The organism is Ruegeria sp. AF8, assembly GCF_056541825.1.
In genome coordinates this window covers 124,688-149,482 of the sequence record NZ_JBQFYW010000007.1, presented here as the reverse complement: position 1 = coordinate 149,482, position 24,795 = coordinate 124,688, and the positions used below count along the sequence as shown (strand labels likewise).

Here is a 24,795-nt window from a genome sequence, read left to right as displayed (position 1 = left end):
TCGGGCGGGCGGGGCGCGAGCTCTACCCGATTTGTGAGTGGATTTCGGACCGTTCCTGCTTCTCGCCCTGATGGAGGGCCTCGTGACCGCTGCGGTTCTTGCCCTGACTGCGGCGGGGCTGTCGCTGGTGTTCGGCATCATGCGTGTGGTCAATGTCGCTCATGGCGAATTCTTCATGCTGGGCGCTGTGCTTGCATGGTTCACCACGCAATGGATCCCCGGCCCGCCGGCGCTGGCCTTCGCTGTGGCGCTGGTCCTCTGCCCTCTGATTGTCGGGGCCATCGCGGCGCTCGCGGATATGCTGGTTTTGAAACGGCTGAACTATGAACCCGAGGCGACGATTGTCGCCACGATCGGGCTTCTCTACATCCTCCAGCAGGCGGCGTTGAGTCTGTACGGACCGGATGCGCGCCCGGTTCCCGCGCCGGTCAACTTCCGTATCCAACTGCCTTGGTTCGGATATTCCGGATACAAGCTTCTTGTCGTTGTGGCGGCGATCCTGCTTTTGCTGGCCGTTTGGCTGATCCTGAAACATACGCGTGCGGGGCTGGTGATGCGGGCGACGCAGGAAGACCGGGATACCGCGCGCGCATTTGGCATCAATGTCGACAGGGTTTATGCTGGCGTCTTTGCGATGGGGGCGGGGTTGGCGGCGATTGCGGCTGTCCTCATCGTGCCGATTCAGCAGGCGCATTATCTGATGGGTGGCGATCCGCTTTTGCTTTCGTTCATTGTTGTCATCATCGGTGGGTTGGGCAGCCTGCGCGGTACGCTGGTGGCGGCTGTCGTCATCGGGCTTTCCGACGGCGTTCTTTCCACATTCTTCGCGCCAACCCTGGCCAAGATCGTCGCGACGCTCGCGGTGGCGCTGATCCTCGTCTTCAGGCCTCGGGGCCTTTTCGGAGAGCGCGCTGTATGAAGTTCGACCGCGCGCTCTGGCTCCATCTCGGCCTCATCGCCGCGCTGTTTGCGTTCCATTTCGTGGCGCCAGCCTATCATCACACCAACATCGCCCGGATCATGGTGCTTTCGATCTATGCGATGGGCTACAACATTGCCTTCGGCTACACCGGCCTTCTGAGCCTCGGTCACGCGCTTTTCTTTGGCGCGGGGCTCTATGCGGCCGGGCTTCTCGCTTATCACGGGGACGGGACGGCGGGGGCCGGGCTTATCGCAGGACTTCTGGCCGGTGGTGTCGCGGCATTTGCACTGGGCCTTTTCGCGCTGCGCACCGCAGGTGTTGCCTTTATGATCGTGACTCTGATGTTCGCGCAGGCGGGCTATCTGACGGTGCTCTATTTCGGCAGCTATACGCGCGGTGATGAGGGCATTGTCATTCCCAGGGCGGGCCGGATGCTCGGGACGCTCGACCTTTCGGACGATGGTACACGTTACCTCGTGGCCTTCGCACTGTTCTCGGTGGCGCTCCTGCTCAGTTTCTGGCTTGTGCGTTCCCCGCGCGGGCGGATCATGGTGGCGATGCGCGAGAACGAAGAACGCAGCCGCATGCTCGGCTACAATCCTTTCACGGTAAAACTGACGGCATTGACCGTTTCCGGCGTCTATGCGGGACTTAGCGGCGCGGCCTATGCGCTGATGTTTGGCTATGCCGGCGCCAGTCTCGTCTCGGTCCAGTATTCGATTCTGCCGCTTCTCTATGTTCTTCTCGGCGGCGCGGGTACGGTGATGGGACCGTTCCTTGGTGCGGTCCTCATGTTCTATCTGGTCGATTACGCCAGTTCGGTGACCGATGCCCACCAGTTCGTGACCGGTGCGGCGCTCGTGCTGCTCATCCTTTTTGCACCGAAGGGCATCCTTGGCACCCTGCGCGAGCGGAGGTTAAAATGGCTGCCGTGACGCTTCTTGAGGCTCGTGGGCTTACCCGCCACTTCGGCGGGCTGAAGGCCGTGGATGGGGTGGATTTCGATCTTACCAAGGGCGAGATCCACGCGATCATCGGTCCGAACGGCGCGGGCAAGACGACCTTTGTAAGCTTGTTGTCGGGCCGCATTCCGCTGCAGTCCGGATCGATCCGCTTGGCAGACCGTGACATCACGCGTTTGCCCGCGCATGCCCGCGTTCGGGCGGGCATCGCCTATACTTTCCAGATCACGCAGGTCTATGGTGCGCTGACGGTTTTTGACAACATTGCGCTTGCAGTTCAAAGCCGCCATTCGCACCATCTTGCCGAGGATACGATGGCGGCGCTTGACCGTGTGGGCCTTGCGGACCGCGCCGATCAGATAGCCGGAACGTTGAGCTATGGCCACCAGCGCCTGCTGGAGGTCGCGATGGGTCTTGGTCTGAGCCCGAAGCTGCTGATCCTCGACGAGCCGACGCAGGGGCTTGCGCAAGCAGAGATCGAGACCTTCAAGCAGATCGTGCGCAGCACGGTGCCCGAGGCAACCGTGCTTTTGATCGAGCACAATATGGATGTGGTCATGGATCTCGCCGATCGCATCACGGTTCTGAATTTTGGCGAGGTTCTGGCGACCGGTACGCCTCGGGCGATCCGGGCGGACAGGGCGGTGCAGACCGCTTATCTGGGGGGCTGAATGCTTAGGTTGGACGGCATCGAGGCTGGCTATGGCGCGGTTCAGGTGCTGCACGGTCTCTCGCTGACGGTGACCTCCGGAGAGGTTCTGTGCCTCATGGGCCGGAACGGCGCGGGCAAGTCGACCGCCCTCAGAACCATCATCGGTCAGGTTCGCGCGAGCGTCGGCACGATCAAGCTTGACGGCACGCATCTGGAAACTCTGCCCGCCCACGAAATACCGCGTCACGGGATCGGCTATGTTCCGCAGGGGCGGCGGTTGTTCGGAAACCTCACAGTGGCCGAGAATATTGAAATCGGGCTGATGGCGCGCGGTGGCGATGCCCGGGTGCGCGAGCGGGTGCTCGACCTTTTTCCTAGGCTCCGCGAACGTATGGGGCAGGTGTCGCGGACGCTGTCGGGCGGTGAACAGCAAATGCTTGCGATTGCCCGGGCGCTTTGCCTCGAACCGAAGGTCCTGCTTCTTGATGAGCCGACCGAGGGCCTGCAACCGTCGATGATTGCACTCATCCGCGATACCGTGGTCGCTCTGAAGGCCACGGACGTCGCGACGATCCTTGTTGAACAGAGGGTCGATGCGGCGCTGTCCGTCGCCGACCGCATCGCTTTTGTCGCAGGCGGCTCAGTGGCGGACACCGTCGACGCCAAAAGTCTAGGCCCGGACGCGCCGCAGTTCACGGATTACGTCGGCGTCTAAACGCCTTTAAGATATTTTTAAACGGAGCGTTTGTCTGCCGGGGAATAGCCAGGCACTGCATGCGCAGAACGCGCGGCGGGGATTTCGAAGCGACCGAAAATTCGTCAAACCTCCTGTGAAGGGAGATTTTTCTATTGGTCTTTTCAAGAGATTTTGGCTCCGGCGGTAGGGATCGAACCTACGACCAATTGATTAACAGTCAACTGCTCTACCGCTGAGCTACGCCGGAACGGTTCGCGCCGTATAGCAACACCGGATTTCGGCGTCCAGAGGGATCGGGACGGGAAACGCAGATTTTTTAGCCGACCCGCAGAAACCGGGAATTCGAAGATAGGTCATCTAAGGGTCGAACGCGGGATTTTCCCATAAGATCGACTAAATGAGCGAAAACATTACGCTCGGCCGCTGGCAAGAGTGCTGCGGGAGTGTCGGTGTAGACGCGCTGTGCCAGTTCACGCGCGGTGGCCGGACCCGATTCGAGCTGTGCCAGAATTGCGACCTCCCGTCCCAACCGGTGGGAAATCAGCCAGTCGAGCCGTCCTGAGGGGTCAATGACGGGGGCGCCGTGGCCGGGATGAAACACAACCCAGTTCCGCTCGCGCAACCGATGGCATGCGGCCATGAAGTCGGTCAGATCACCATCGGGGGGAGAAACAAGGGAACTTGCCCAGCCCATGACATGATCGGCGGTAAAGCAACGATCCTGCCAGGCCAGCGCGATGTGATTGCCCAGGTGGCCGGGCGTATGGATGACCTCCAGGTTCCACTCGTCACCATGGATGATATCGCCATCCGCGACTTCGACATCGGGATGGAATTCCGTGTCGATGCCTTCGCCGCCCCCCGCAAGCCCGCCCGCGGCCAGTTCGGTCATTACCGCGCTGCGTCCGGCCTCTGGCCCGCCAAAGGCGTGGATGGCGGCTCCGGTCCGTTCCGCCAGCGGGGCGGCCAGTGGCGAGTGGTCCAGATGGGTGTGGGTGACGAATATGTGGCTGATGCGCTGACCGGGCTGCAATGCATCCATAATGGCGTCGATATGAGCCTCATTCAGGGGGCCGGGGTCAATAATTGCGAGGTCGCGCGTACCCAGAAGATAGGTGTTGGTTCCGCGATAGGTCATGGGCGACGGGTTCGGGGCAAGGATGCGGCGCAGCCCCGGTTCCAGTTCGACCGGTGCGCCGGCTGGCGGATTGAAATCGTCGGGCGGTTGCATCTTGCCCTCTTCCTCTTGTTCCGGTGGCCCGCTAGGCTTAGCGCATGTCCTTCCGCTGGCTCAAACTTTATATGCCGCGCAGCCTCTATGCGCGGGCGGCCCTGATCCTCGCGCTGCCGATGGTGGTCGTGCTGCTTGTGGTTGCAGTGGCGTTTTTACAGCGGCATCTTGAGGATGTCACCACGCAGATGACACTGACGGTTTCGCGGGAAATCGGGTTGCTGCAGGAGCAGATGCAAGGCGTGGCGGACCAGCAGGAGGCGCTTGCCCGGATGCGTCAAACGCTCGACGCGCTGGACATGCAGGCGCATTTCGTCACGGCAGCGCAGGTTCCTAATGCGGGTGGGCTGCGCTGGTACGATCTGACAGGCAAGATCGTGCAGCGGAATCTGCACACTCTGTTGCCCGAAATCCGAACGGTGCTGTTGCCCAGCAGCCGCGAAACTCTTGTGTATATGGAAACGCCTCTTGGTCTCTTGCAACTGACGTTCGACCGCCGTCGCCTGTCACCCGCCGCGCCGCATCAGTTGATTGTGACGATGGTGTTCTTTGCGGTGTTGATGACGTCGATTTCCTTTCTGTACATGCGCAATCAACTCAGGCCGATCGCCAAGCTGGCCGACGCGGCGCAGGCGTTCGGGCGGGGCAGGGTGGTGCCCTATACACCGCGCGGTGCCATCGAAGTGCGCACCGCTGGCAGCGCGTTTTTGGACATGCGCGCCCGGATCGAACGGCAGATCGAACAGCGCACCCTGATGCTTTCGGGTGTCAGCCACGATCTGCGCACGCCGTTGACCCGCCTCAAGCTGGGGCTTGCGATGATGCCCGAGGACGAAGCCGAGCCGCTGTTGCAGGATGTCGACGAGATGCAACGGCTGCTGGATACCTTCCTCGAATTCACCCGAGGCGCGTCCGAGGGAGCGCCGGAGTCGGTCGATATCGTTTCGCTGCTGAGCCAGATCGTCGAGGATGCCAAACGGGCCGGTCGTCTGGTGGAACTTGGCCCCTGCGATGGCGCGGGTCAGGTGATGCTGCGGCCGATGGCGATTCGACGGGCGGTCGAGAACCTGATTGGCAATGCGGTGCGCTATGGCACCCGGGCCGAGGTTAGTTGCGTCATCACCTCGAAATCCCTCCGTATCCGGGTTGAGGATGACGGCCCCGGCATACCCGCCGGGCAACGTGGCGAGGCGGTCAAGCCGTTCGCGCGGCTTGATCCGGCACGCAACCAAAATCAGGGGAGCGGCGTCGGGCTGGGCCTGGCCATCGTTGCCGACGTGGCCCGCGCTCATGGGGGGATGTTGCGACTGGGTGAAAGTGAAAGACTGGGCGGGCTGTGCGCCGATATCGTGATCGCGCGGTAAAAAAACCGGGCCTAGCCTTGTGTTCCAATGGTATAAGAGGGGACGTTGAAGGGCGCGGGCAGGCGGCATTCGCCGGAACGCCGTAAGAAGGAGGGACAGAATGCCCCAATTTAATGACATGTTTGAATTGTCGGTCGAGGATGTGGATCTGATCGAGATGGCTTTGCGGAGCGCGTCCGCATCCTATTCGCACGGACCATCTGATGAGGTCGAAGCCGAAAGGTCTGACCGCGAAGACGTTCTGCGCCGAATCCACGACCTGTTGGGGCGGCTGCACGATCAGAAGATTTTCTATCGACCCAAGGGCGGCGTGTACATCGGTGGATAGGGGCCGCATTCTAGCAGGGAATGGCGGTTTTGGTAGGCCCGGAGGGACTCGAACCCCCAACCAAAGCGTTATGAGCGCTCTGCTCTAACCAATTGAGCTACAGGCCCGCCTGAGCGCCTTGCGTATCACGCGTGTCGCCCGCGTCAAGCCTGACCGTTGCATGCGGGCGCACAATCGACTAACCCGCGCTGAAAGCATTCAAGAGGGATCAGCCATGACAACGGGCAAGAACGGCATGACCTATGCCGATGCGGGCGTGGATATCGATGCGGGCAACGCTCTGGTCGACCGGATCAAGCCTGCGGCCAAGCGGACCGACCGTTCCGGTGTGATGAGCGGGCTGGGCGGGTTTGGCGCGTTGTTCGACCTCAAGGCGGCGGGTTACAGCGACCCGATTCTGGTGGGCGCGACCGACGGCGTGGGTACCAAGCTGCGCATCGCCATCGATACCGGTGTTGTGGATGGCGTCGGCATTGACCTTGTCGCGATGTGCGTCAATGACCTGATCTGCCAGGGCGCGGAGCCGCTGTTTTTCCTGGACTATTTCGCCACCGGAAAATTGGAGACGGAAACGGCGGCACGGATCATCGAAGGTATCGCCGAGGGCTGTGTGCGCTCGGGCTGTGCGCTGATCGGGGGTGAGACGGCGGAAATGCCCGGGATGTACCCCAAGGGTGATTTCGATCTGGCGGGCTTTGCCGTTGGCGCGATGGAACGCGGCACGGCTCTGCCGGCGGGGGTGCAGGAGGGTGACGTTCTGCTGGGTCTCGCCTCGGACGGGGTTCATTCCAACGGTTACTCGCTGGTGCGCCGGTTGGTCGAGCATTCCGGGCTGAACTGGGATTCGGATTGTCCGTTTGCCGAGGGCGCTGTCGGAGAAGTGTTGCTGACGCCGACGCGCCTTTATGTCAAATCCGTGCTGGCGGCGATCCGGGCTGGGGGTGTGCATGCACTGGCCCACATCACCGGTGGCGGCCTGACAGAGAACCTGCCGCGGGTGCTGCCCGAGGGAACGGGGGCCGCGATCGATCTGAGCGCATGGGATCTGCCGCCCGTCTTCGGCTGGATGGCCGAAACCGGCGGAATTGCCGAGGCCGAGATGCTCAAGACCTTCAATTGCGGCATCGGCATGATTGTCGTCAGCGCGCCGGACAAGGCCGATGAACTGGCCGCGCTGTTGCAGGCGCAAGGGGAAACCGTGTCGCGCATCGGAACCGTGACCGGAACGCCGGGCGTTGCCTATTCGGGCGCCCTGTCGTGAGCCACAAGCGCGTCGCCATCCTGATTTCGGGCGGCGGCTCGAACATGGTGTCACTGGTTGACAGCATGACCGGCGACCATCCGGCGCGGCCCTGTCTTGTGTTGTCGAACGACGCGCAGGCGGGAGGTTTGCAAAAGGCGGCGGATCGCGGCGTGCCGACCGCCGTGGTCGATCACCGGCCTTTTGGCGGGGATCGCGCAGCGTTCGAGGCGGAACTGGTTAAACCACTGCTGGAAACCGGTGCCGAGATCGTGTGCCTGGCCGGATTCATGCGGGTCCTCACCGGCGGATTCGTGTCGCGGTTTCAAGGGCGGATGCTGAACATCCACCCCTCGCTTTTGCCGAAATACAAGGGGTTGAATACCCATGCGCGCGCCATCGCAGCGGGTGACCCCGAACATGGCTGCACCGTTCATCAGGTGACGGCGGCGCTGGATGACGGCCCTGTTCTGGGTCAGGCACGGTTGGCGATCAATCCGGGGGACACACCGGAAACCCTGGCGGCGCGGGTGCTGGAATGGGAGCATAAGCTATATCCGGCGGTGTTGCGCCGGTTCTCATCAGGCAACACCGCGCCGGTTCTGTTGCCGTGATCTCATGACGGCGTTTACAGCCGAGGCGGCTTCGGCCTATGGTTCAGGAATTACTCGGGGATGTGTGGGGTCTTTGAGTGTTGGAAAGAATAATAAGTGCAAGAAACAAAACCGCGTATGAAAACCCTTACAACAACGCCCGAGCTTGCGGAATTCTGCAAGGCAGCCGCCGCGCATCCTTATGTAACGGTCGACACCGAGTTTCTGCGTGAGCGGACATATTACTCGAAACTGTGTCTTGTCCAACTGGCCGTGCCCGGTGACGGAGAGGACAGTGCCGTGCTGGTCGACCCGCTGGCCGATGGTCTGTCGCTTGAACCGCTGCTGGAATTGTTCCGCGACGAGAGCGTGGTTAAAGTGTTTCACGCCGCGCGCCAGGATCTGGAGATTTTCTGGGTCGAATCCGGTGTCTTTCCCCAGCCGCTTTTCGACACGCAGGTGGCCGCGATGGTCTGCGGGTTCGGCGAACAGGTGGGGTACGAGACTCTGGTTCGCAAGATCTGTAAGCAAGGGCTCGACAAGACGTCGCGTTTTACCGACTGGTCGCGCCGCCCGCTGACCGAGGCGCAAAAGACCTATGCGCTGGCGGATGTGACGCATCTGCGCAAGATCTATGAATATCTCGAAGCGGAGCTCAAGAAGACAAGCCGGGAGCACTGGGTCGCGGAAGAGTTGCAGATCCTGACCGATCCGGGCACTTACGACATTCGCCCCGAAGAGGCGTGGCGCCGGATCAAGACGCGCACGAACTCCGCCAAGTTTCTGGCGGTGGTGAGAGAGCTGGCGCAATTCCGGGAAACCCATGCGCAGGAAAACAACATTCCGCGCAACCGGGTGTACAAGGACGATGCGCTGATCGAGCTTGCGTCGACCAAACCCAGGACGTCGGCCGATCTGAGCGGGTCGCGCCTGTTGCTGCGCGAGGCCCGCAAGGGGGCCATTGCCGACGGGATTCTGGCGGCCGTCAAACGTGGGGTGGAATGCCCGGCGGATAAATTGCCGAAGGTCGACAAAAGCCGTGACAAGATTCAGGTCAACCCCGCCTTGGCCGATCTGCTGCGCGTGCTGCTGAAGTCGAAGACCGAAAGCGCGGGTGTGGCGGCAAAGCTGATCGCCAACAGCGCCGAGCTTGATCTGATTGCCGCTGGGGAACGCGATGTCCCGGCGCTGTCGGGATGGCGGTACGAGGTGTTTGGCCAGGACGCTTTGCGCCTGTGCGACGGCAGGATCGCGCTGGCCGCGAAAGGGCAGGTGGTTCGCGTAGTACCACTGGGATGAACGGCGTTACCGCCTGCGGGTCTCGTGGGCGTTCTGCGCGCCCGAGACGCGGATGATCCGGATACCTTCCATATCCTTCCTGCTCAGGTTGACGGCTTCGGTGATGGTGCGGGTCCGTTCTGCGCCTTGCGCAGTGGCATAGTCGGGATAGTTGACACGGAAGGTAAAGGCCAACACTCCGTTCTTTCTGTTTTCTTCAGGCGCGTCCAGACGCAACTGGGCGCCGTAAGCGCCCTGACGGCTCGCGATGCCCGTCGCGACCATTATCGCACCGGTGGTTGTCGGGTCCACCCTCAGTTCGGTCACGGTGGTGATCGGCACGCTTCTGTCTTCGGCTTCCGGCCCGCTGAACAGACCTATCCCGCCTGACTGCGGCACCAATTCGTTAACCTCGTCCCCCGTTGGCGCTTCGGTAGGTGTGCTGCTGCCGAACCAGTTTGATGGATTGGCGCGGGAATCGCGCCAACTGCCGCAGGCGGACAGGGTCAAGGCACCAACCAGAAGGAGAACTGACAAAGATTTGTTCATGACAACCAACGCGTTGAAGGAGCTACCTGAAACCGGATTATCCGATCTGGCCCCACTTGAAAAGGCATGGCAGGGCTGGACATGCACCGAGCGCAGCCTTAGGTCACGGTTTGACGAAGATTTGAGAGGAGCGCCGTATGGCCAGCCCCGCCTTTGAGGAGATTGTCGAGGACTTCGAGTTCCTGGAGGACTGGGAGGATCGCTATCGCCATGTGATCGATCAGGGCAAGGCGATGGAGCCTCTGGACGAGGCGCTCAAGGTGCCCGCGACCAAGGTGCATGGCTGTGCCAGCCAGGTCTGGCTGCATCCGAGTATCACGAATGGGGTGTTCCGGTTCGACGGCGACAGCGATGCGCTGATCGTGCGTGGCCTGATCGCGGTTTTGCGGGCACTCTACAACGATTTACCGGTGATTGAGGTTCCAAAGGTCGACGCGAGGGCTGAACTGGCGCGGTTGGGTTTGAACGAGCATTTGTCGGCACAGCGCTCGAACGGCCTGCGCTCGATGATAGAGCGCATCCGCGATGTCGCCTCGGAGAATGCCTGAGCGGCTTTTTACCGGTCGTCAGGTGATTGTGCAGACCATTCGGTCAGTGTGGTTTCAAGATCGCCATAGCCCGTGAAGCGGTATTCGAACTCCAGCCCCATCCGCCCGGCACAGTCCCGTGCCCTGTCCTCGAGTTTGGGGTCGTGCGTCTGTGCCAGGTAGACCAGTTTTGTGTAGTTGCCGAAATACATGTCCCTGAGCTGCGGATGCCGGTCCAGCCCCAGCGGTTTCCACACAAAAGCGTCAAACTGGCGTGCCAGAAAATCGGTCAGATAAAAGGCTGTGGTTTCGCTTTCATTCCGGGCGGCAAAGGCGTCGTTGCCTTCAAAAAACGAATAGCAGTGCGGCCCCTTAACCATGTCCACACCAAGCCTGTCGCAAGCCTGCTGCAACAACCCACCTGTGCCGCAATCCGCATAGACGACAAAGATCCTGTCATAATCCGATTGGTGTTTTTGTACCGCCTCTTCGACTGCGGCGGTGATCTTTTCCGGGTAGACATGCAGGATGGCCGGCAGGCAGGTCAGATCCAGATGGGTCCACCCGTTGCGGTTCTTTACGTCTAGAATCTCGCGGGCCAGCGCGCCGCAGGCGATCAGCAGGATGCGCCCGGTTTTTGCGGGCACGGTCATCCCTTCGGTGGTCAGCGTGCTGTCGCTGGGCGGTTCCTGAACGGTCATGGCGAGGCTCCTTGCGCGTCCCCTACAGAGATACGCTGCTTTGCACGGTGGGCAAGTCCCGTTTCCGACGCCGGGTGTCAGGCGACCGACGCAAGGCTATGGGCGGTCCAATAAAAGAGGAAAGGCCAGTGCTGCTATGGGCCGCGAAAAAAAAGGCCGCTCCAAAGGAGCGGCCTTGTTCGCATCAATGCGCGTATCGTTTCTCAGCCGGCCATCTGGTTGTGCTTGCGCGAAACGAAATCCTTTGCGGTCTCAACAGCGACGGCCGCGTCGCGGCAATATGCGTCGGCGCCGATGGCCTTGCCGAATTCCTCGTTCAGCGGGGCACCGCCCACCAGCACGATGTATTCGTCGCGCAGGCCTTGTTCGACCAGAGTGTCGATCACCACCTTCATGTAAGGCATGGTGGTGGTCAGCAGGGCGGACATGCCCAGAATGTCGGGCTGTTCGGCTTCCAGCGCTTCCAGATAGTTCTCGACCGGGTTGTTGATGCCCAGATCGACCACCTCGAACCCTGCGCCTTCCATCATCATCGACACAAGGTTCTTGCCGATGTCGTGGATGTCGCCCTTGACGGTGCCAATGACCATCTTGCCGACGCGCGGAGCGCCGGTTTCCGCCAGCAGCGGCTTGAGGATGGCCATACCGCCCTTCATGGCGTTTGCGGCCAGCAGCACTTCGGGAACGAACAGGATGCCATCGCGGAAATCGTGCCCAACGACGGTCATGCCGCCGACCAGCGCCTTGGTAAGGATGTCATACGGCGTCCAGCCGCGTTCCAGTAGGATGTTGACGCCTTCTTCGATCTCTTCCCTGAGGCCGTCATAAAGGTCGTCAAACATCTGTTCGACGAGTTCCTCGTCGTTCAGTTCCGACAGGACGATGTCTTCTTCATCCGACATGAGCCGTTTCCCTGAGCTGAAAGGGGCAAGGCCCCTGAGTGGCAATTTGGTCCGTTTTGCCATTTTGTCGCAATTTCACTGTGTCGATTGCGACATGGGCAGTTTCGCAACCGACCTATAGATAAATATTTGCTGAAAATCGACCGGAAATTCTTTGGAATGCGTGCTGCGATCCGACAGCCGCCTCTGGAAACCTCGAGGAATGAGGGGTTGTGTTCTAGTACCCGGGGGCGACTCACTCCTTGTCAATGTTCACTATATGTTCTAGCGTGGATATGTTGACTGGGGAGACCGAAATGCCGCTGCATCCGCATACGCCCGGCAGGGGTGTGACGTCCAATGCCGAAGGTCGATTTGAGCGGCATACGACGGTTTCCGTGAGTGACGGGTGGGGTCAGGAAGAAGACATTCCGGCACTTCGTACCGTTGTCAGCGATGAAATCGCCCGCAGCCTGATTACCTTCAACCGCTCTCCTGATTTGCCTTTCGATCGTTCGATCAACCCTTATAGGGGATGCGAGCACGGATGTTCCTATTGCTTCGCGCGTCCGACGCACGCCTATCTCGGACTGTCGCCGGGGCTGGATTTTGAAACACGGCTTGTGGCGCGCCCGAACTCGGCCCAGGTCCTGCGCCGGGAACTGAGCGCGCGGTCGTACAAGGTTGCGCCGATTGCAATCGGGACAAATACCGATCCGTATCAACCGATTGAGAAAAGTCGATGTATCACAAAGGCTTGCCTGGAGGTGCTTGAGGAATTTCAGCATCCTGTGGCGATCGTGACCAAAGGGGCGCTGATCGAGCGTGATCTGGATATTCTGTCGCGTTTGGCCGCGCGGGGGCTGACGCGGGTGGGCATTTCCGTGACCACGCTTGACCCGGCGCTGTCGCGCAGGATGGAGCCCCGCGCACCTGCGCCCAGGCGGCGTTTGCGGATGATCGAACGGCTGGCCCGGGCGGGCGTGCCGGTGCGCCTCATGACATCCCCGATCATTCCCGGCCTGACGGATCATGAACTGGAAGACATGTTGCAGGCCGGAAAGGATGCGGGGGCCGATGCCGCGAGCTGGATCATGCTGCGGCTTCCGCGCGAAGTCTCGCAGTTGTGGCAGGAATGGCTGGCCCAGCATTATGGCACACGCGCCGACAAGATCATGGCACGGCTGCGTGAAATGCATGGCGGCAGGGACTATGATCCGCGATGGGGGCACCGGATGCGCGGCGAAGGGCACTATGCCGAAATGATCTCGCAACGGTTCAAGGCGGCCACGCGTCGGATCGGGCTGGCCATCGAAACCCCGCCGCTGCGTTGCGACCTGTTCCGGGTGCCGGCGCAGCCCGGAGATCAGTTGTCGTTGTTCTGAAACGAAAATGCCCCCACGGCAGGCGGGGGCAAATGTTGGCTTTTCCGGCGATCAGCGCTTTTCGATATCCACATAGTCGCGCGAGGTTTCGCCCAGATACAGCTGGCGCGGACGACCGATCTTGTTCTGCGGATCGGTAATCATCTCTTTCCACTGACTGACCCAGCCCACGGTGCGCGACAGCGCAAAGATCGGCGTGAACATCGAGGTTGGGAAGCCCATCGCCTCGAGGATGATGCCCGAGTAGAAATCCACATTCGGGAACAGCTTTTTCTCGATGAAATAGGGGTCTTCCAGCGCCTGCTTCTCCAGCGCCTTGGCGACCTGAAGCTTGGGGTTGTTTTCGACGCCCAGCAGATCCAGAACTTCGTCGGCGGATTGTTTCATCACTTTCGCGCGCGGGTCGAAATTTTTATACACGCGGTGGCCGAAACCCATCAGCCGGAAGGGGTCGTTCTTGTCCTTTGCGCGCGCGATATATTCGGGAATGCGGTCGACCGAGCCGATTTCTTCCAGCATTTCCAGACAAGCCTGGTTCGCGCCGCCATGAGCGGGCCCCCAAAGACAGGCGATACCGGCGGCGATACAGGCAAACGGATTCGCGCCCGAAGATGACGCCAGCCGCACGGTCGAGGTCGATGCGTTCTGTTCGTGATCGGCGTGCAGCGTCAGAATGCGGTCCATGGCGCGGCTGAGGATCGGGTTGACCTGATAATCCTCGGCCGGAACGGCAAAGCACATGTAAAGGAAATTCGATGCGTAATCGAGATCGTTGCGCGGATACATGAACGGCTGGCCAACCGAGTACTTATAGGCCATCGCGGCGATGGTCGGCATTTTGGCGATCAGACGATGGGTTGCAATCTCACGCTGGCGCTCATCTGCGACATCGGTCGAGTCATGATAAAAGGCCGACATGGCACCGACCACGCCCACCATGGTCGCCATCGGGTGCGCGTCGCGCCGGAACCCACGGAAGAAATAGTGCATCTGTTCGTGGATCATTGTGTGGCGGCTGATCGTGGTCTCGAAATGCTCCAACTCGTCCGCTTGCGGCAGATACCCGTAGAGCAGCAGGAAACACACTTCGAGGAAATGCGACTTCTCGGCCAGTTGATCGATCGGGTAACCCCGGTGCAGCAGTTCGCCTTTTTCACCATCGATGAATGTGATGGTGCTGTCGCAACTGGCGGTCGACGTAAAGCCGGGATCATAGGTGAATACGTCCGCCATGCCATAAAGCTTGCGGATATCGATCACATCCGGACCGGCGGTCGGAGAAAAGATCGGCAGCTCATAGCTTTCACCATTTACAGTCAGAGTGGCTGTTTTTTGGCTCTCAGTCATGGGTGTCCCTTCCTCAATCATTCGCGGTTCGGACCGATGTCCGAACCAGCGGGCAACGGCTGCGCGTTGATGCGCAGTCCTGGTCTTAGCTGGGCAGCGTGCCCCGAACCAAGGCGCGGGAACTATTTCGCTGCGTCGGAAAGCCGTGCCAGGGTTTCATCTCGCCCCAACACAAGCATCATGTCAAATACCGAAGGCGTCACTGCCCGGCCTGCCAGTACCGCCCGCAAAGGGCCGGCCAACTTGCCGAACTTTACCCCCTGCATTTCAGCGAATGCATTAAGGGTATCCTCCAGTCCGTCTCGGGTCCAGCTAGCATTTTGCAGATGCGGCGTCAATTCGTTCAGTATACCGTCGGATACTGACGTCAGGGCCTTTGCCGCCTTCTCATCCGGCTCAACTGGTCGAGGCGTCAAGATAAAATGCGCTTTTTCAAGCAGTTCCGGGAATGTACGCGCCCGATCCTTGAGGCAATACATCGCACGTTCGAGGTCACCGGATTGTGCGGAGGTGAGAGCAGGAAGATTTGCCGCGGCCAGATAGGCTTCGATTTCTTGCCGCAGTGCAGCATCAATCGATATCGCAATATGCTGGCCGCAGAGGTTTTCGAGCTTTTTCAGGTCGAAACGGGCAGGGCTCTTGCCGATGCCACCGAGGTCGAACCATTCCTTTGCCTGCGCATCGGTGAAAAACTCGTCGTCGCCATGGCTCCAGCCCAGCCGGGCCAGATAGTTGCGCATGCCGGCAGCGGGATAGCCCATCGCCTGATATTCCTGCGCCCCCAGCGCGCCGTGACGTTTGCTGAGTTTTTTTCCGTCCGGTCCATGGATCAGCGGGATATGCGCCCAGACCGGCACCTCCCATTCCATCGCCTGATAGATCATCATCTGGCGCGCGGCATTGTTCAGGTGATCGTCGCCGCGGATCACATGCGTCACCCCCATGTCATGGTCATCGACAACCACGGCCAGCATATAAACGGGCGTCCCGTCCGAACGCAGCAGGATCATGTCGTCAAGCTGGTCGTTGCGGATGGTAACATCCCCTTGTACCTGGTCGCGAATGATGGTGGCGCCGTCCTGCGGCGCCTTGATCCGGATCGCAAAGGGTGCGTCCGGGTGCGTGCTGGCGTCCGCGTCGCGCCAGGGACTGCGAAACAGGGTGGATCTACCCTCGGCGCGGGCTTGTTCGCGGAAGGCTGCGATCTCTTCCTGGGTTGCGAAACATTTATAGGCTTTGCCCTGAGCCAGCAGTTCATGCGCAACCTCGGCGTGGCGCGCGGCACCTTCGAACTGGCTGATCACGTCACCGTCATGATCCAGACCGAGCCAGTTCAGACCCTGCAGAATCGCGTCCGTCGCCTCGGGGGTCGAACGCTCGCGGTCGGTGTCTTCGATCCGCAACAGGAATTTGCCGCCCCGGCCGCGGGCATAAAGCCAGTTGAAAAGCGCGGTGCGTGCGCCACCGATATGCAGAAAACCGGTTGGAGATGGGGCGAAACGGGTGACGATCTGTTCGGACATTTCGGGCGTTTACCTTTTGGTAACCATTGAGGTTCTAGTTTGCGCTTGTCTAACGAGCCAGGCGGGCAGGAGCAACCATGCGCATACTGGCAAGGGCCGAGGCGGCAATGCTGGCTCAGCGTGGGTATCTGTTCCCCTGGGCGCCGGTTTTTCTGGCGGTTGGGATCGGGGGGTATTTCGCACTGGGGCGCGAACCGGGCCTCTTCGACTACGTCGGGGCGGGGCTGGTCATGCTGGTTTCGATCCTTGCCGCACGCGTTGCGAGCGCCGCCTGGGCACCAATCGCATGGGCGCTGGCGTTGGTTTCCGGGGGTGCAATCCTTGCCGGGGCGCAGGCGCACAATGTGGCAGAGCCGGTTCTGAAATGGCGCTACTACGGCCCCATAGAGGGGAGGGTCGTAGGCCTGGACCGGTCTGCTTCGGATGCGCTGCGGGTAACGCTCGATCGGGTACGCCTCAAAGGTGTGCCGGAGGGGGAGCGCCCCGCGCGCATCCGAATCTCGGTTCACGGGGATGCCGTGCCGCTGGTGCCCGGCCAGCGGATCATGACCACCGGGCATTTGTCGCCGCCGCAAGGCCCGGTCGAGCCGGGCGGATTCGATTTCCGCCGCCATGCCTGGTTTCAGCAGCTGGGCGCGGTGGGCTACACGCGGGTTCCGGTTCTGACAATTGCACCGCCCGGGGCGGCGCGCGATGGGGTTCGGATCTCAACCATACGATTGGCGGTATCCAATCACGTTCAATCCGAACTGCCGGGCGAAGTCGGTGGTTTTGCGGCCGCTGTTACCACGGGCGACCGGAGCGCAGTCGGACAGGTGACGCTTGAGGCGCTCAGGGCCTCCAATCTTGCGCATCTGCTTGCGATCTCGGGCCTCCATATGGGGTTGCTTGCCGGGTTCGTTTTTTCCGCCGCCCGCATCGCCCTGTCGCTCATTCCGGTGCTCGCGCTCCGCCTGCCGGTCAGAAAAATCGCTGCGGTGATGGCGCTCGCGGCGGCCACCGCCTATCTGTTGCTGTCCGGCGGCAGTGTGGCGACGGAACGGGCCTTTGTCATGGTGGCGGTCATGCTATGCGCGATCCTCGTGGACCGGCGCGCGATTTCGCTGCGGGCAGTCGCGGTGGCGGCCATGATTGTACTGGTCTTGCAGCCGCACGCTTTGCTCAGCCCGGGCTTTCAGATGTCATTTGCCGCGACCACAGCACTGGTGGCGGTATTCGGTGCGCTTCGGGATCGTGAGGTTGCGGTGATGCGCGGTCCGTTTCGGCCTTTCATGACATTGGCGCTTTCGTCATCGGTCGCCGGTCTTGCCACGGCCCCAGTGGCTGCAGCGCATTTCAATGCGCTGGCGCATTACGGCCTGCTGGCCAATCTGCTGTCTGTTCCGGTCATGGGAAGCCTTGTTATTCCGGCAGCTGTTCTGGCAGCGCTGCTTACGCCGTTCGGGCTGCAGTGGATCGGTTTCTGGCTGATGGGGATCGGATTGCGGTGGATTCTGGCCGTTGCGGACTGGGTCTCGGGGCTGGAGGGTGCGCGGGGCTATGTCGCCAGCCCGCCACCTTACGTGTTGCCCGCCATGGCACTGGCCGGGCTTTTTCTGATCCTTTGGCAAGGGCGCGGGCGCTTGCTCGGTGCGGTCGGAGCCGTCGTGGCGGTCAGCCTGTGGGGGCAGGGGCAGCGTCCCAATGTTCTAGTGGCGGATACCGGCGCTCTGGTGGGGGTGATGACAGCCAAGGGGCGGGCGCTCAGCAAAGCGCGCGGCAGCGGGTTCATCGCATCAGTGTGGCTGGAAAATGACGGTGACGGAGCCGATCAGGCCGGGGCGGCGTTGCGGTGGCCCGACGATCAGGCTGGCCCGCGCCGCATTGATCTGGGTGGCAGGGAATTGATTCATGTCACCGGCAAAGCGGCGGCTGCGAGCATCGAAAGCTGTGCCGTCAACCAGATTGTGATTTCGCAGGTGCCCTTGAACCTGTCGGGTGACTGCCTCCTGTTTGACCCGGCCAAGCTGCGCGAAACGGGAAGCCTTGCAATCTCAGGCGGCCGGATACGGCAGAGCCGCGCGATTTCAGGCGCGCGGCTTTGGTCACCGTGAGACCGGCGTCAATAGGTCCGGATCAGCCCGACAAGCCGCCCTTGCACCTTGACCTTGTCCGACGGAAGCACGCGCGTTTCATACGCCGGGTTCGCGGCCTCGAGCGCGATGGAGCCGCCACGGCGGAAGAACCGTTTCAGGGTGGCCTCCTGATCGTCGACCAGCGCGACCACGATATCGCCATTGTCCGCCACTGAGGTTTCGCGGATCACCACCACATCGCCGTCATTGATCCCCGCCTCGATCATCGAGTCGCCGCGCACTTCCAGCGCGTAATGCTCGCCCTTGCCGGACAGCATCGAACCGGGCACCGCGACCTGGTGCGAGACGTGACTGATTGCCTCGATCGGGACACCGGCGGCGATCCGGCCCATAACCGGTACTTCGAGCGCGTGAGCCACCACCGGCTCCACATTCGCGGGTCGCGGACCGTCCGGGCGATCTCCGTCGATCACGCGCGGCTTGAAGCTTGCCGTGGGCTCGCCGCCCAGACTTTCGGGCAGCTTGACGATCTCGATGGCGCGGGCGCGATGGGCAAGGCGACGGATGAAGCCGCGTTCCTCCAACGCCGTGATCAGGCGATGGATGCCGGATTTTGACCTGAGATCCAGCGCCTCTTTCATCTCGTCGAAACTGGGCGGCACCCCGTCCGCCTGCAGGCGTTTGTGGATGAATTCCAGCAAATCCAACTGCTTCTTTGTCAGCATCGCTCATACCTCGTCGCTCATGCGTTTGCTTTTGTTCTACGCATGTTCACGTTTTGTGTCAACGGCATTGCGCCAATGCTACAACGGGAGGTAGCAGACTTCGTCCCCCGCATCCCGTGCGGGGTCTTCCGGCGGGCGAACCAGCAAGGCATTGGCCCGGGCGAGAACGCTGAGCAGGGAACTGTCCTGATCGTCACAGGCGCGGATACCGTTTTCGTCAAGCACCGCGCGCATGTAGTGTTCGCGCGGGCCGTTTTGGGAAATCGGTGTGGCAAGGCGCGCGCGGCGAAAGGCGGGTACGGCGTCTTCAAGGCCCAGCATGCGCCGAACCATGGGCGCCAGGAACAGATAGCCGCAGACCATTGCCGAAACCGGATTGCCCGGCAGGCCCACCATTGGTGTTTGTCCGATGCGGCCGGCCATCAGCGGTTTTCCCGGCCGCATCCGGATCTTGTAGAATGCCCGTTCCATGCCCAGACCGGCGGCGACTTCGGCCACCAGATCGTGATCGCCCACCGAAGCGCCGCCAATGGTGACGACCAGATCGGCGCCCGCGGCCAGTCCGAACGCGGTTTCCAGTGATGATACCGTGTCGCGTGCGATAGGCAGGATGCGGACATGCGCACCAATCCCCTCGAGCAACGCTTTGAGGCCGAACGTGTTCGACGCAATGATCTGGTCGGGACCGGGAGTTTCGCCCGGCATCACAAGTTCGTCCCCGGTCGAGATCAGAGCAATTTCGGGCTTTTTGGTGGCTGGTATTTCGGGGATGTTCATGGCCGCCATCAGCGCGACGTCTTCGGCCCGCAATACCCGCGGCGCGGCAATCCTTGCCCCCCGGGAGAAATCCACGCCGGCCGGGCGGATATTCGTTTTGGAGCCGGGATCATTCGTGATGGTGATCAGATCGTCACGACGGTCGACATCTTCCTGAATAACAACGAAATCCGCGCCTTCGGGGACAGGTGCTCCGGTGAAGATACGCACCGCCTGACCCGCACCCAATGCGCCATTGAAACGATGTCCGGCGGCCGCCTCACCGACTACTTTGAACATCGCATGCAGTTCGACTTCGGCGGATTTGACCGCGTATCCGTCCATCGCCGAGGCCGCGAAAGGCGGCTGGTCCCGGGTTGCCATGACGTCGTCGGCCAACACGCGCCCCGCTGCATCACCGATGCCGACAACTTCGGACGGCAACGGGGAAACAAGATCAAGCAACAGAGCGCGGGCTTCGTCGACAGATATCATTTCGCCTCGTAACGTCCAGATTTTCCGCCATCTTTCAGCAACACGCGTATGCCGCCAATCTCCATCGCCTTATCCACGGCCTTGGCCATGTCATAGACCGTCAGCGCGGCGGTTGAAACGGCCGTCAGCGCCTCCATCTCCACCCCGGTCTGGCCCGAGGTCTTGACCGTCGCCTGAATCCGAATGCCGGGCAGGTCAGGTTCAAGTGTCAGGTCGACGGCAACTTTCGTGATGGGCAAAGGGTGACAAAGCGGGATCAGATCCGGAGTTTTCTTGGCCCCCATGATTCCGGCGAGCCGCGCGACACCCAGAACATCACCTTTTTTCGCACGCCCTTCGGAAATGATTTCAAAGGTTTCCCGGGCCATGGTAATGTGAGCCTCGGCCACGGCGACCCGATCGGTTACCGCCTTGTCCGACACGTCCACCATATGGGCGTCGCCTTTGCTATCGAAATGCGTCAGCGGCATCACATTGCCCCCGGCACCAGAGGGTTGGCCAGCAACGTGCGTGTCGCCGCCGCCACATCATCCTGGCGCATCAGGCTTTCGCCGATCAAAAAGCTTCGGGCGCCATAGCGGGCGATGTCGGCCAGATCTTCGGGCGTGTTCAGGCCACTTTCACAGACGATCATCCGTCCGGCGGGAACCAGTTTCGACAGCCTGCGCGTTGTATCAAGTGAGGTCTCGAAGGTCTTGAGATTGCGGTTGTTTATCCCAATCATCGAACTTTTGAGCTTGGTTGCACGCTCAAGTTCTTCTTCGTCATGCACCTCGATCAGAACATCCATGCCCCAGTCAAAGGCGGTCTGTTCCAACTCGGCGGCCTGCTCGTCGCTGACCGAAGCCATGATGATCAGGATGCAGTCGGCCCCAAGCGCGCGGGCCTCGACCACCTGATAGGGGTCATACATGAAATCCTTGCGCAATGCAGGCAGATCACACGCGGCGCGGGCCGCGGTCAGATACTCCTTGGCACCCTGAAAACTGGGCGTGTCCGTCAGAACCGACAAACAGGTCGCGCCACCGGCCTCATAAGCCTGGGCCAGTACAGGCGGGTCGAAGTCGGGGCGGATCAACCCTTTCGATGGGCTGGCCTTTTTTATTTCGGCAATCAACCCGTATCCGGACCTGCTGGCGGCGGTCAGCGCATTGGCGAATTCGCGTACCGGGTCAGCCTCGCGTGCCTGGGCCTCGACCTGCTCCAACGGCTGTCGCGCTTTATCGGCGGCGACTTCCTCAAGCTTATAGGCCTTGATCTTGTCGAGTATCGTATCGGTCATGCGCCTTCCTGTGTGATGCGGGCCAGTGCTGTGATTTTTTCCCTGGCCTTGCCGCTGTCGATGCTCTCGGTGGCCATGGCAACGCCGTCGCGCAGGTCGCCGGCCTTGTTGGCCACAACCAGCGCCGCGGCCGCGTTCAGCAGGACCGCGTCGCGATAGGCCGAAGGTGCGCCATCCAGAAGCGCACGAAAGGCCACGGCGTTATCCTCGGGCGTTCCGCCCAGAATATCTTCGAAGGGATGCACCGGCAGGCCGGCATCTTCGGGGTGCAACTCGACCTCCTTGATCGCGTCTTCTTCCCAGGCGGCAACCCAGCTGACGCCGGTGATCGTCAGTTCGTCGGTGCCGTCCGAACCATGGACCAGCCAGGCCCGCTCCGCACCCAGAACGCCCAGCGTCTCGGCCATCGGCCGGATCAGGTCGCGGCTGAACGCCCCGGTCAACTGACGTTTGACCCCTGCGGGATTGGTTAGCGGGCCGAGAATGTTGAAGATGGTACGCGTACCAAGTTCCTGCCGGGTCGGCATTACATTGGCGATCGACGGATGATGCATGGGCGCCATCATGAAGCCGATACCAACCTCATTCAACGCCTTTTCAACCACTTGCGGGCCGACCATGACGTTGATTCCCATCTGCCCCAGCGCATCCGCCGCGCCCGATTTCGAGCTGAGGTTGCGGTTGCCGTGCTTGGCGACCGTCCCGCCCGCACCCGCCACGACAAAGGCCGTGGCGGTTGAGATGTTCAGCGTGCCTTTGCCGTCGCCGCCAGTGCCCACGATGTCCATGGCACCCTCGGGCGCATTCACCGCGTGGCATTTCGCGCGCATAACGGCGGCGGCGGCGGCGTATTCGTCTACCGTCTCGCCGCGGGTGCGCATCGCCATCAGCAGTCCGCCGATCTGGCTGGGCGTGGCCTCGCCTTCGAACAGGATGGAAAAGGCGGCCTCTGCCTCGGCGCGGGTCAGCGGCCGGTCGGCGGCCGCCCCGATCAACGGTTTCAGCGCATCGCTCATGCGGGGACCTTCATTTCATTCAGAAAATTCTTGAGCAGGGCGTGCCCATGCTCTGACGCAATCGATTCAGGGTGGAACTGCACACCGTGAATCGGCAGGTCCTTGTGCTGGAGACCCATTATGGTCCCGTCTTCCAATTCGGCGGTCACATCCAGACAATCCGGCAGGCTTTCCCGTTCCACCACCAGTGAGTGATAGCGCGTCGCCTCGAACGGTGAGGGCAGGCCCGCGAACACACCCTTGCCGGCGTGGTGCATCATCCCCATCTTGCCATGCACGATCTCATGGCACCGCACGACCTTGCCACCAAATGCCTGACCGATGGTCTGATGCCCCAGACAGACGCCCAACAGGGGGGTTCGGGTCTCGGCGGCGGCCTCGGTGAGGGCCAGACAGATGCCTGCCTGATCCGGATCGCAGGGGCCCGGACTCAGCAGAATGCCCGCCGGGTTCATCGCCATCGCCTCCTGCACGTCCAGCGCGTCGTTTCGGCGCACGATCATTTCGGCTCCAAGCTCTCCCAGATAGTGGACGAGGTTGTAGGTAAACGAGTCATAGTTGTCGATCAGCAGCAGCATCTTGGCACGTGTCTTGACTTGGGCTTTTGGGACTGGTGGTGTAGTCCCCGGCCACGGTATAATGTTCGGGACATACATGCTCAGGCTTGTGCGGCAGCGTCAAGGGCACTTCCGCCTCTTGCATCCGCGCGGGTCAGGGCCGCATAACACGGTAAAACCGGATTTGGCGACAGACCAGGATAGGGGCAAGCAGAAATGCAGGGTTTTCTGGGAGGGGTTCTAGCAGGCGCGGCCATACTGGTCGGAGCCGGGGTTTATCTGTCGCTGACGTCACCGATGGCGCGAAACCCCGAAGTGGAAAGCGTTGCCCCAGCCTCAGCTTTGACCGAACAGGCCGCGGCGGAGGAGGGGGTGGACAAGGCCGGAGCGGATGCCGATCTGGTTGAACTTGCGCCGCGCGCTCCGGACCCTGAGACGGTTGGAGAGGACAATGTCGCCGTTCTCGCGGAAACCGACAAAACACCGATCCCGCGACCGGAAATCGCGACAGACGCCGATAAAATCGCGTCACCGGAGGTCACGACCGACGTTGCCGCGAACGTCGCTCCGGTGGCACCTGTCGCGCCGGTCCAGCCTGCCGCACTGCCTGCCTTGCCGCCGGACAGTGCGCAGCCGGTTCTGGTCGACAACCAGCCCGCGCAGCCGTCGGCCGCCAAGGCTCAGGAAGTGGCGGCGGATCAGCCGGAGCCCGAGCAAATCGCAACTCCGGAGCCCGCACCTGCGCCAGACACCGAGATTGCCGCCCTGCAACCGGAAGCAAACCAACCTGATCTTCCCGCTCCTCAGGACGATCCGGATCAACGGCCGGCGCTCGAATCGCCTGAGCGACCCAAGGCTCTGGAATTGCCGCAGATTGGCGGAGACGGCACCGACTCTGCCGCACCACGGGTGGGAACCCGTGTCGTTCCGCTGACAGAGCGTGACGACGAACCGCAACAGCAACCCGTCGAAGCGGCGCCGGAACCGGCCGGTCCGCCGATCGAGGAATATGCAGCCGATTTCGATAACCCGGGCGGTCGGCCATTGATGGCGATTGTTCTGATCGACGATATCGGGTCATTCGGGGCCGAGGCGCTGGCGGATTTTCCCTATCCCCTGAGTTTTGCGATCAGCCCGGCCGATCCGGAAGCCGGCGAAAAAATGGCCCGCTACCGGGCTGCGGGCTTTGAGGTGATGGTGATGACCGACATGCCGCTGGAAGCGACAGCGAAGGATGCCGAGGTTTCGATGGCGGTGTGGCTTGAATCCCTGCCCGAAACGGTCGGTATCCTCGAAGGTACGTTGACCGGAGTGCAGGGCAACCGGGGTTTGGCGGAGCAGGTCGCGGCGATTGCCGGTGACACGGGTCGCGGCCTGGTCATGCAGGACAACGGCCTGAATACCGCCCAGAAACTTGCGGCCCGTAACGGTGTACCGTCGGCGGTGGTGTTCCGCGATTTCGACGGTGCGGGGCAGGAACCCAAGGTGATGCGGCGGTTCCTGGATCAGGCCGCGTTCCGTGCCGGGCAGGAGGGCGCGGTGGTCATGCTGGGCCGGGTGCGCCCGGATACGGTTTCGGCGCTATTGCTTTGGGGACTGCAGGACCGCGCAAGCCGGGTTTCGCTGGCGCCGATTTCGGCGGTTCTGAAAGATGGGGTTGGGGGCTAAGCACGCCCGACGCGCCGTCATATCCCGGCGGATGTGGTATC

The 24,795-nt window shown here is 61.5% G+C and carries 25 protein-coding genes and 2 tRNA genes; 13 read left to right on the top strand and 14 right to left on the bottom strand.

Annotated elements, in window-relative coordinates:
* Positions 1–37: 37 nt before the first annotated feature.
* Genes ACR0AO_RS13750 through ACR0AO_RS13735 form a run of 4 tightly spaced genes read left to right on the top strand, consistent with a single transcriptional unit; the run spans position 38 to position 3,251 of the window.
* Entirely contained in the window at positions 38–919 is an 882-nt protein-coding gene (locus ACR0AO_RS13750) for a branched-chain amino acid ABC transporter permease (protein ID WP_480604452.1), read from the top strand.
* The gene (locus tag ACR0AO_RS13745; RefSeq protein WP_480604450.1) at positions 916–1,857 is read left to right on the top strand and encodes a branched-chain amino acid ABC transporter permease; all 942 of its coding nucleotides are present in this window, start codon (positions 916–918) and stop codon (positions 1,855–1,857) included. Before ACR0AO_RS13750 ends, ACR0AO_RS13745 begins: the two co-directional genes overlap by 4 nt.
* Positions 1,854–2,555 (top strand): ABC transporter ATP-binding protein, encoded by a 702-nt coding sequence (locus ACR0AO_RS13740; protein ID WP_480604582.1) that lies wholly within the window; start codon positions 1,854–1,856, stop codon positions 2,553–2,555. The genes ACR0AO_RS13745 and ACR0AO_RS13740 overlap by 4 nt, the downstream gene beginning before the upstream one ends.
* The gene (locus tag ACR0AO_RS13735) at positions 2,556–3,251 is read left to right on the top strand and encodes an ABC transporter ATP-binding protein (protein ID WP_480604448.1); all 696 of its coding nucleotides are present in this window, start codon (positions 2,556–2,558) and stop codon (positions 3,249–3,251) included.
* 154 nt (positions 3,252–3,405) lie between these two features.
* Here ACR0AO_RS13735 and ACR0AO_RS13730 read toward each other — a convergent pair.
* A tRNA-Asn gene (locus tag ACR0AO_RS13730) sits at positions 3,406–3,480 on the bottom strand.
* Between the two features lie 69 nt (positions 3,481–3,549).
* Entirely contained in the window at positions 3,550–4,464 is a 915-nt protein-coding gene (locus ACR0AO_RS13725) for an MBL fold metallo-hydrolase (protein WP_480604446.1), read from the bottom strand.
* 44 nt (positions 4,465–4,508) lie between these two features.
* Between ACR0AO_RS13725 and ACR0AO_RS13720 the strand changes: the two genes are divergently transcribed.
* Together ACR0AO_RS13720 and ACR0AO_RS13715 are read left to right on the top strand one after the other, a co-directional pair.
* The gene (locus tag ACR0AO_RS13720; RefSeq protein WP_480604444.1) at positions 4,509–5,828 is read left to right on the top strand and encodes an ATP-binding protein; all 1,320 of its coding nucleotides are present in this window, start codon (positions 4,509–4,511) and stop codon (positions 5,826–5,828) included.
* 100 nt (positions 5,829–5,928) lie between these two features.
* A complete protein-coding gene (locus ACR0AO_RS13715) occupies positions 5,929–6,156 on the top strand; it encodes a hypothetical protein (RefSeq protein WP_480604442.1) in 228 nt (75 codons plus the stop codon).
* Between the two features lie 30 nt (positions 6,157–6,186).
* Here ACR0AO_RS13715 and ACR0AO_RS13710 read toward each other — a convergent pair.
* A tRNA-Ile gene (locus ACR0AO_RS13710) sits at positions 6,187–6,263 on the bottom strand.
* Positions 6,264–6,370: 107 nt separating this feature from the next.
* Between ACR0AO_RS13710 and purM the strand changes: the two genes are divergently transcribed.
* The 3 genes from purM (at position 6,371) to rnd (ending at position 9,288) form a co-directional block, all read left to right on the top strand.
* Positions 6,371–7,417 carry a phosphoribosylformylglycinamidine cyclo-ligase gene (gene purM, locus ACR0AO_RS13705; protein WP_480604440.1) on the top strand — a complete coding sequence of 349 codons (1,047 nt, stop codon included), beginning with the start codon at positions 6,371–6,373 and terminating at the stop codon, positions 7,415–7,417.
* Positions 7,414–8,010 carry a phosphoribosylglycinamide formyltransferase gene (purN, locus tag ACR0AO_RS13700; RefSeq protein ID WP_480604438.1) on the top strand — a complete coding sequence of 199 codons (597 nt, stop codon included), beginning with the start codon at positions 7,414–7,416 and terminating at the stop codon, positions 8,008–8,010. Before purM ends, purN begins: the two co-directional genes overlap by 4 nt.
* A gap of 117 nt (positions 8,011–8,127) precedes the next feature.
* The gene (gene rnd / locus ACR0AO_RS13695) at positions 8,128–9,288 is read left to right on the top strand and encodes a ribonuclease D (protein WP_480604436.1); all 1,161 of its coding nucleotides are present in this window, start codon (positions 8,128–8,130) and stop codon (positions 9,286–9,288) included.
* A gap of 6 nt (positions 9,289–9,294) precedes the next feature.
* On the opposite strand, the gene ACR0AO_RS13690 is transcribed toward rnd, so the two are convergent.
* The gene (locus ACR0AO_RS13690; RefSeq protein ID WP_480604434.1) at positions 9,295–9,804 is read right to left on the bottom strand and encodes a hypothetical protein; all 510 of its coding nucleotides are present in this window, start codon (positions 9,802–9,804) and stop codon (positions 9,295–9,297) included.
* Between the two features lie 149 nt (positions 9,805–9,953).
* On the opposite strand from ACR0AO_RS13690, the gene ACR0AO_RS13685 reads away from it, so the two are divergent.
* A complete protein-coding gene (locus tag ACR0AO_RS13685) occupies positions 9,954–10,364 on the top strand; it encodes a SufE family protein (RefSeq protein ID WP_480604432.1) in 411 nt (136 codons plus the stop codon).
* 8 nt (positions 10,365–10,372) lie between these two features.
* On the opposite strand, the gene ACR0AO_RS13680 is transcribed toward ACR0AO_RS13685, so the two are convergent.
* Positions 10,373–11,044: a DUF1638 domain-containing protein gene (locus tag ACR0AO_RS13680; RefSeq protein ID WP_480604430.1), complete on the bottom strand. Its 672-nt coding sequence runs from the start codon at positions 11,042–11,044 to the stop codon at positions 10,373–10,375.
* A 203-nt stretch (positions 11,045–11,247) separates the two neighbouring features.
* Positions 11,248–11,946 (bottom strand): corrinoid protein, encoded by a 699-nt coding sequence (locus ACR0AO_RS13675; protein WP_480604428.1) that lies wholly within the window; start codon positions 11,944–11,946, stop codon positions 11,248–11,250.
* A gap of 296 nt (positions 11,947–12,242) precedes the next feature.
* On the opposite strand from ACR0AO_RS13675, the gene ACR0AO_RS13670 reads away from it, so the two are divergent.
* Complete coding sequence (locus tag ACR0AO_RS13670; RefSeq protein WP_480604427.1) at positions 12,243–13,310, top strand: PA0069 family radical SAM protein; 1,068 nt, start codon at positions 12,243–12,245, stop codon at positions 13,308–13,310.
* A gap of 51 nt (positions 13,311–13,361) precedes the next feature.
* On the opposite strand, the gene ACR0AO_RS13665 is transcribed toward ACR0AO_RS13670, so the two are convergent.
* Together ACR0AO_RS13665 and gltX are read right to left on the bottom strand one after the other, a co-directional pair.
* Positions 13,362–14,657 (bottom strand): citrate synthase, encoded by a 1,296-nt coding sequence (locus tag ACR0AO_RS13665; RefSeq protein ID WP_480604425.1) that lies wholly within the window; start codon positions 14,655–14,657, stop codon positions 13,362–13,364.
* Positions 14,658–14,779: 122 nt separating this feature from the next.
* Positions 14,780–16,180: a glutamate--tRNA ligase gene (gene gltX, locus ACR0AO_RS13660; RefSeq protein WP_480604423.1), complete on the bottom strand. Its 1,401-nt coding sequence runs from the start codon at positions 16,178–16,180 to the stop codon at positions 14,780–14,782.
* A gap of 77 nt (positions 16,181–16,257) precedes the next feature.
* Between gltX and ACR0AO_RS13655 the strand changes: the two genes are divergently transcribed.
* Positions 16,258–18,273 carry a ComEC/Rec2 family competence protein gene (locus ACR0AO_RS13655; protein WP_480604421.1) on the top strand — a complete coding sequence of 672 codons (2,016 nt, stop codon included), beginning with the start codon at positions 16,258–16,260 and terminating at the stop codon, positions 18,271–18,273.
* An 8-nt stretch (positions 18,274–18,281) separates the two neighbouring features.
* Here ACR0AO_RS13655 and lexA read toward each other — a convergent pair whose 3' ends face one another.
* From lexA to ACR0AO_RS13625, 6 genes are all read right to left on the bottom strand, one after another.
* Positions 18,282–18,980 carry a transcriptional repressor LexA gene (gene lexA / locus ACR0AO_RS13650; RefSeq protein ID WP_480604418.1) on the bottom strand — a complete coding sequence of 233 codons (699 nt, stop codon included), beginning with the start codon at positions 18,978–18,980 and terminating at the stop codon, positions 18,282–18,284.
* 78 nt (positions 18,981–19,058) lie between these two features.
* Positions 19,059–20,231 (bottom strand): molybdopterin molybdotransferase MoeA, encoded by a 1,173-nt coding sequence (locus ACR0AO_RS13645; protein WP_480604415.1) that lies wholly within the window; start codon positions 20,229–20,231, stop codon positions 19,059–19,061.
* Positions 20,228–20,701, bottom strand: a complete 474-nt coding sequence (moaC, locus tag ACR0AO_RS13640; RefSeq protein WP_480604414.1) for a cyclic pyranopterin monophosphate synthase MoaC — start codon at positions 20,699–20,701, stop codon at positions 20,228–20,230. Before moaC ends, ACR0AO_RS13645 begins: the two co-directional genes overlap by 4 nt.
* Positions 20,701–21,513 (bottom strand): indole-3-glycerol phosphate synthase TrpC, encoded by an 813-nt coding sequence (trpC, locus tag ACR0AO_RS13635; protein ID WP_480604412.1) that lies wholly within the window; start codon positions 21,511–21,513, stop codon positions 20,701–20,703. The genes moaC and trpC overlap by 1 nt, the downstream gene beginning before the upstream one ends.
* Entirely contained in the window at positions 21,510–22,529 is a 1,020-nt protein-coding gene (gene trpD, locus ACR0AO_RS13630; RefSeq protein ID WP_480604410.1) for an anthranilate phosphoribosyltransferase, read from the bottom strand. Before trpD ends, trpC begins: the two co-directional genes overlap by 4 nt.
* Positions 22,526–23,107, bottom strand: a complete 582-nt coding sequence (locus tag ACR0AO_RS13625) for an anthranilate synthase component II (protein WP_480604408.1) — start codon at positions 23,105–23,107, stop codon at positions 22,526–22,528. Before ACR0AO_RS13625 ends, trpD begins: the two co-directional genes overlap by 4 nt.
* A gap of 195 nt (positions 23,108–23,302) precedes the next feature.
* On the opposite strand from ACR0AO_RS13625, the gene ACR0AO_RS13620 reads away from it, so the two are divergent.
* Positions 23,303–24,754, top strand: a complete 1,452-nt coding sequence (locus ACR0AO_RS13620) for a divergent polysaccharide deacetylase family protein (RefSeq protein ID WP_480604407.1) — start codon at positions 23,303–23,305, stop codon at positions 24,752–24,754.
* The last annotated feature ends 41 nt before the right edge of the window (positions 24,755–24,795 follow it).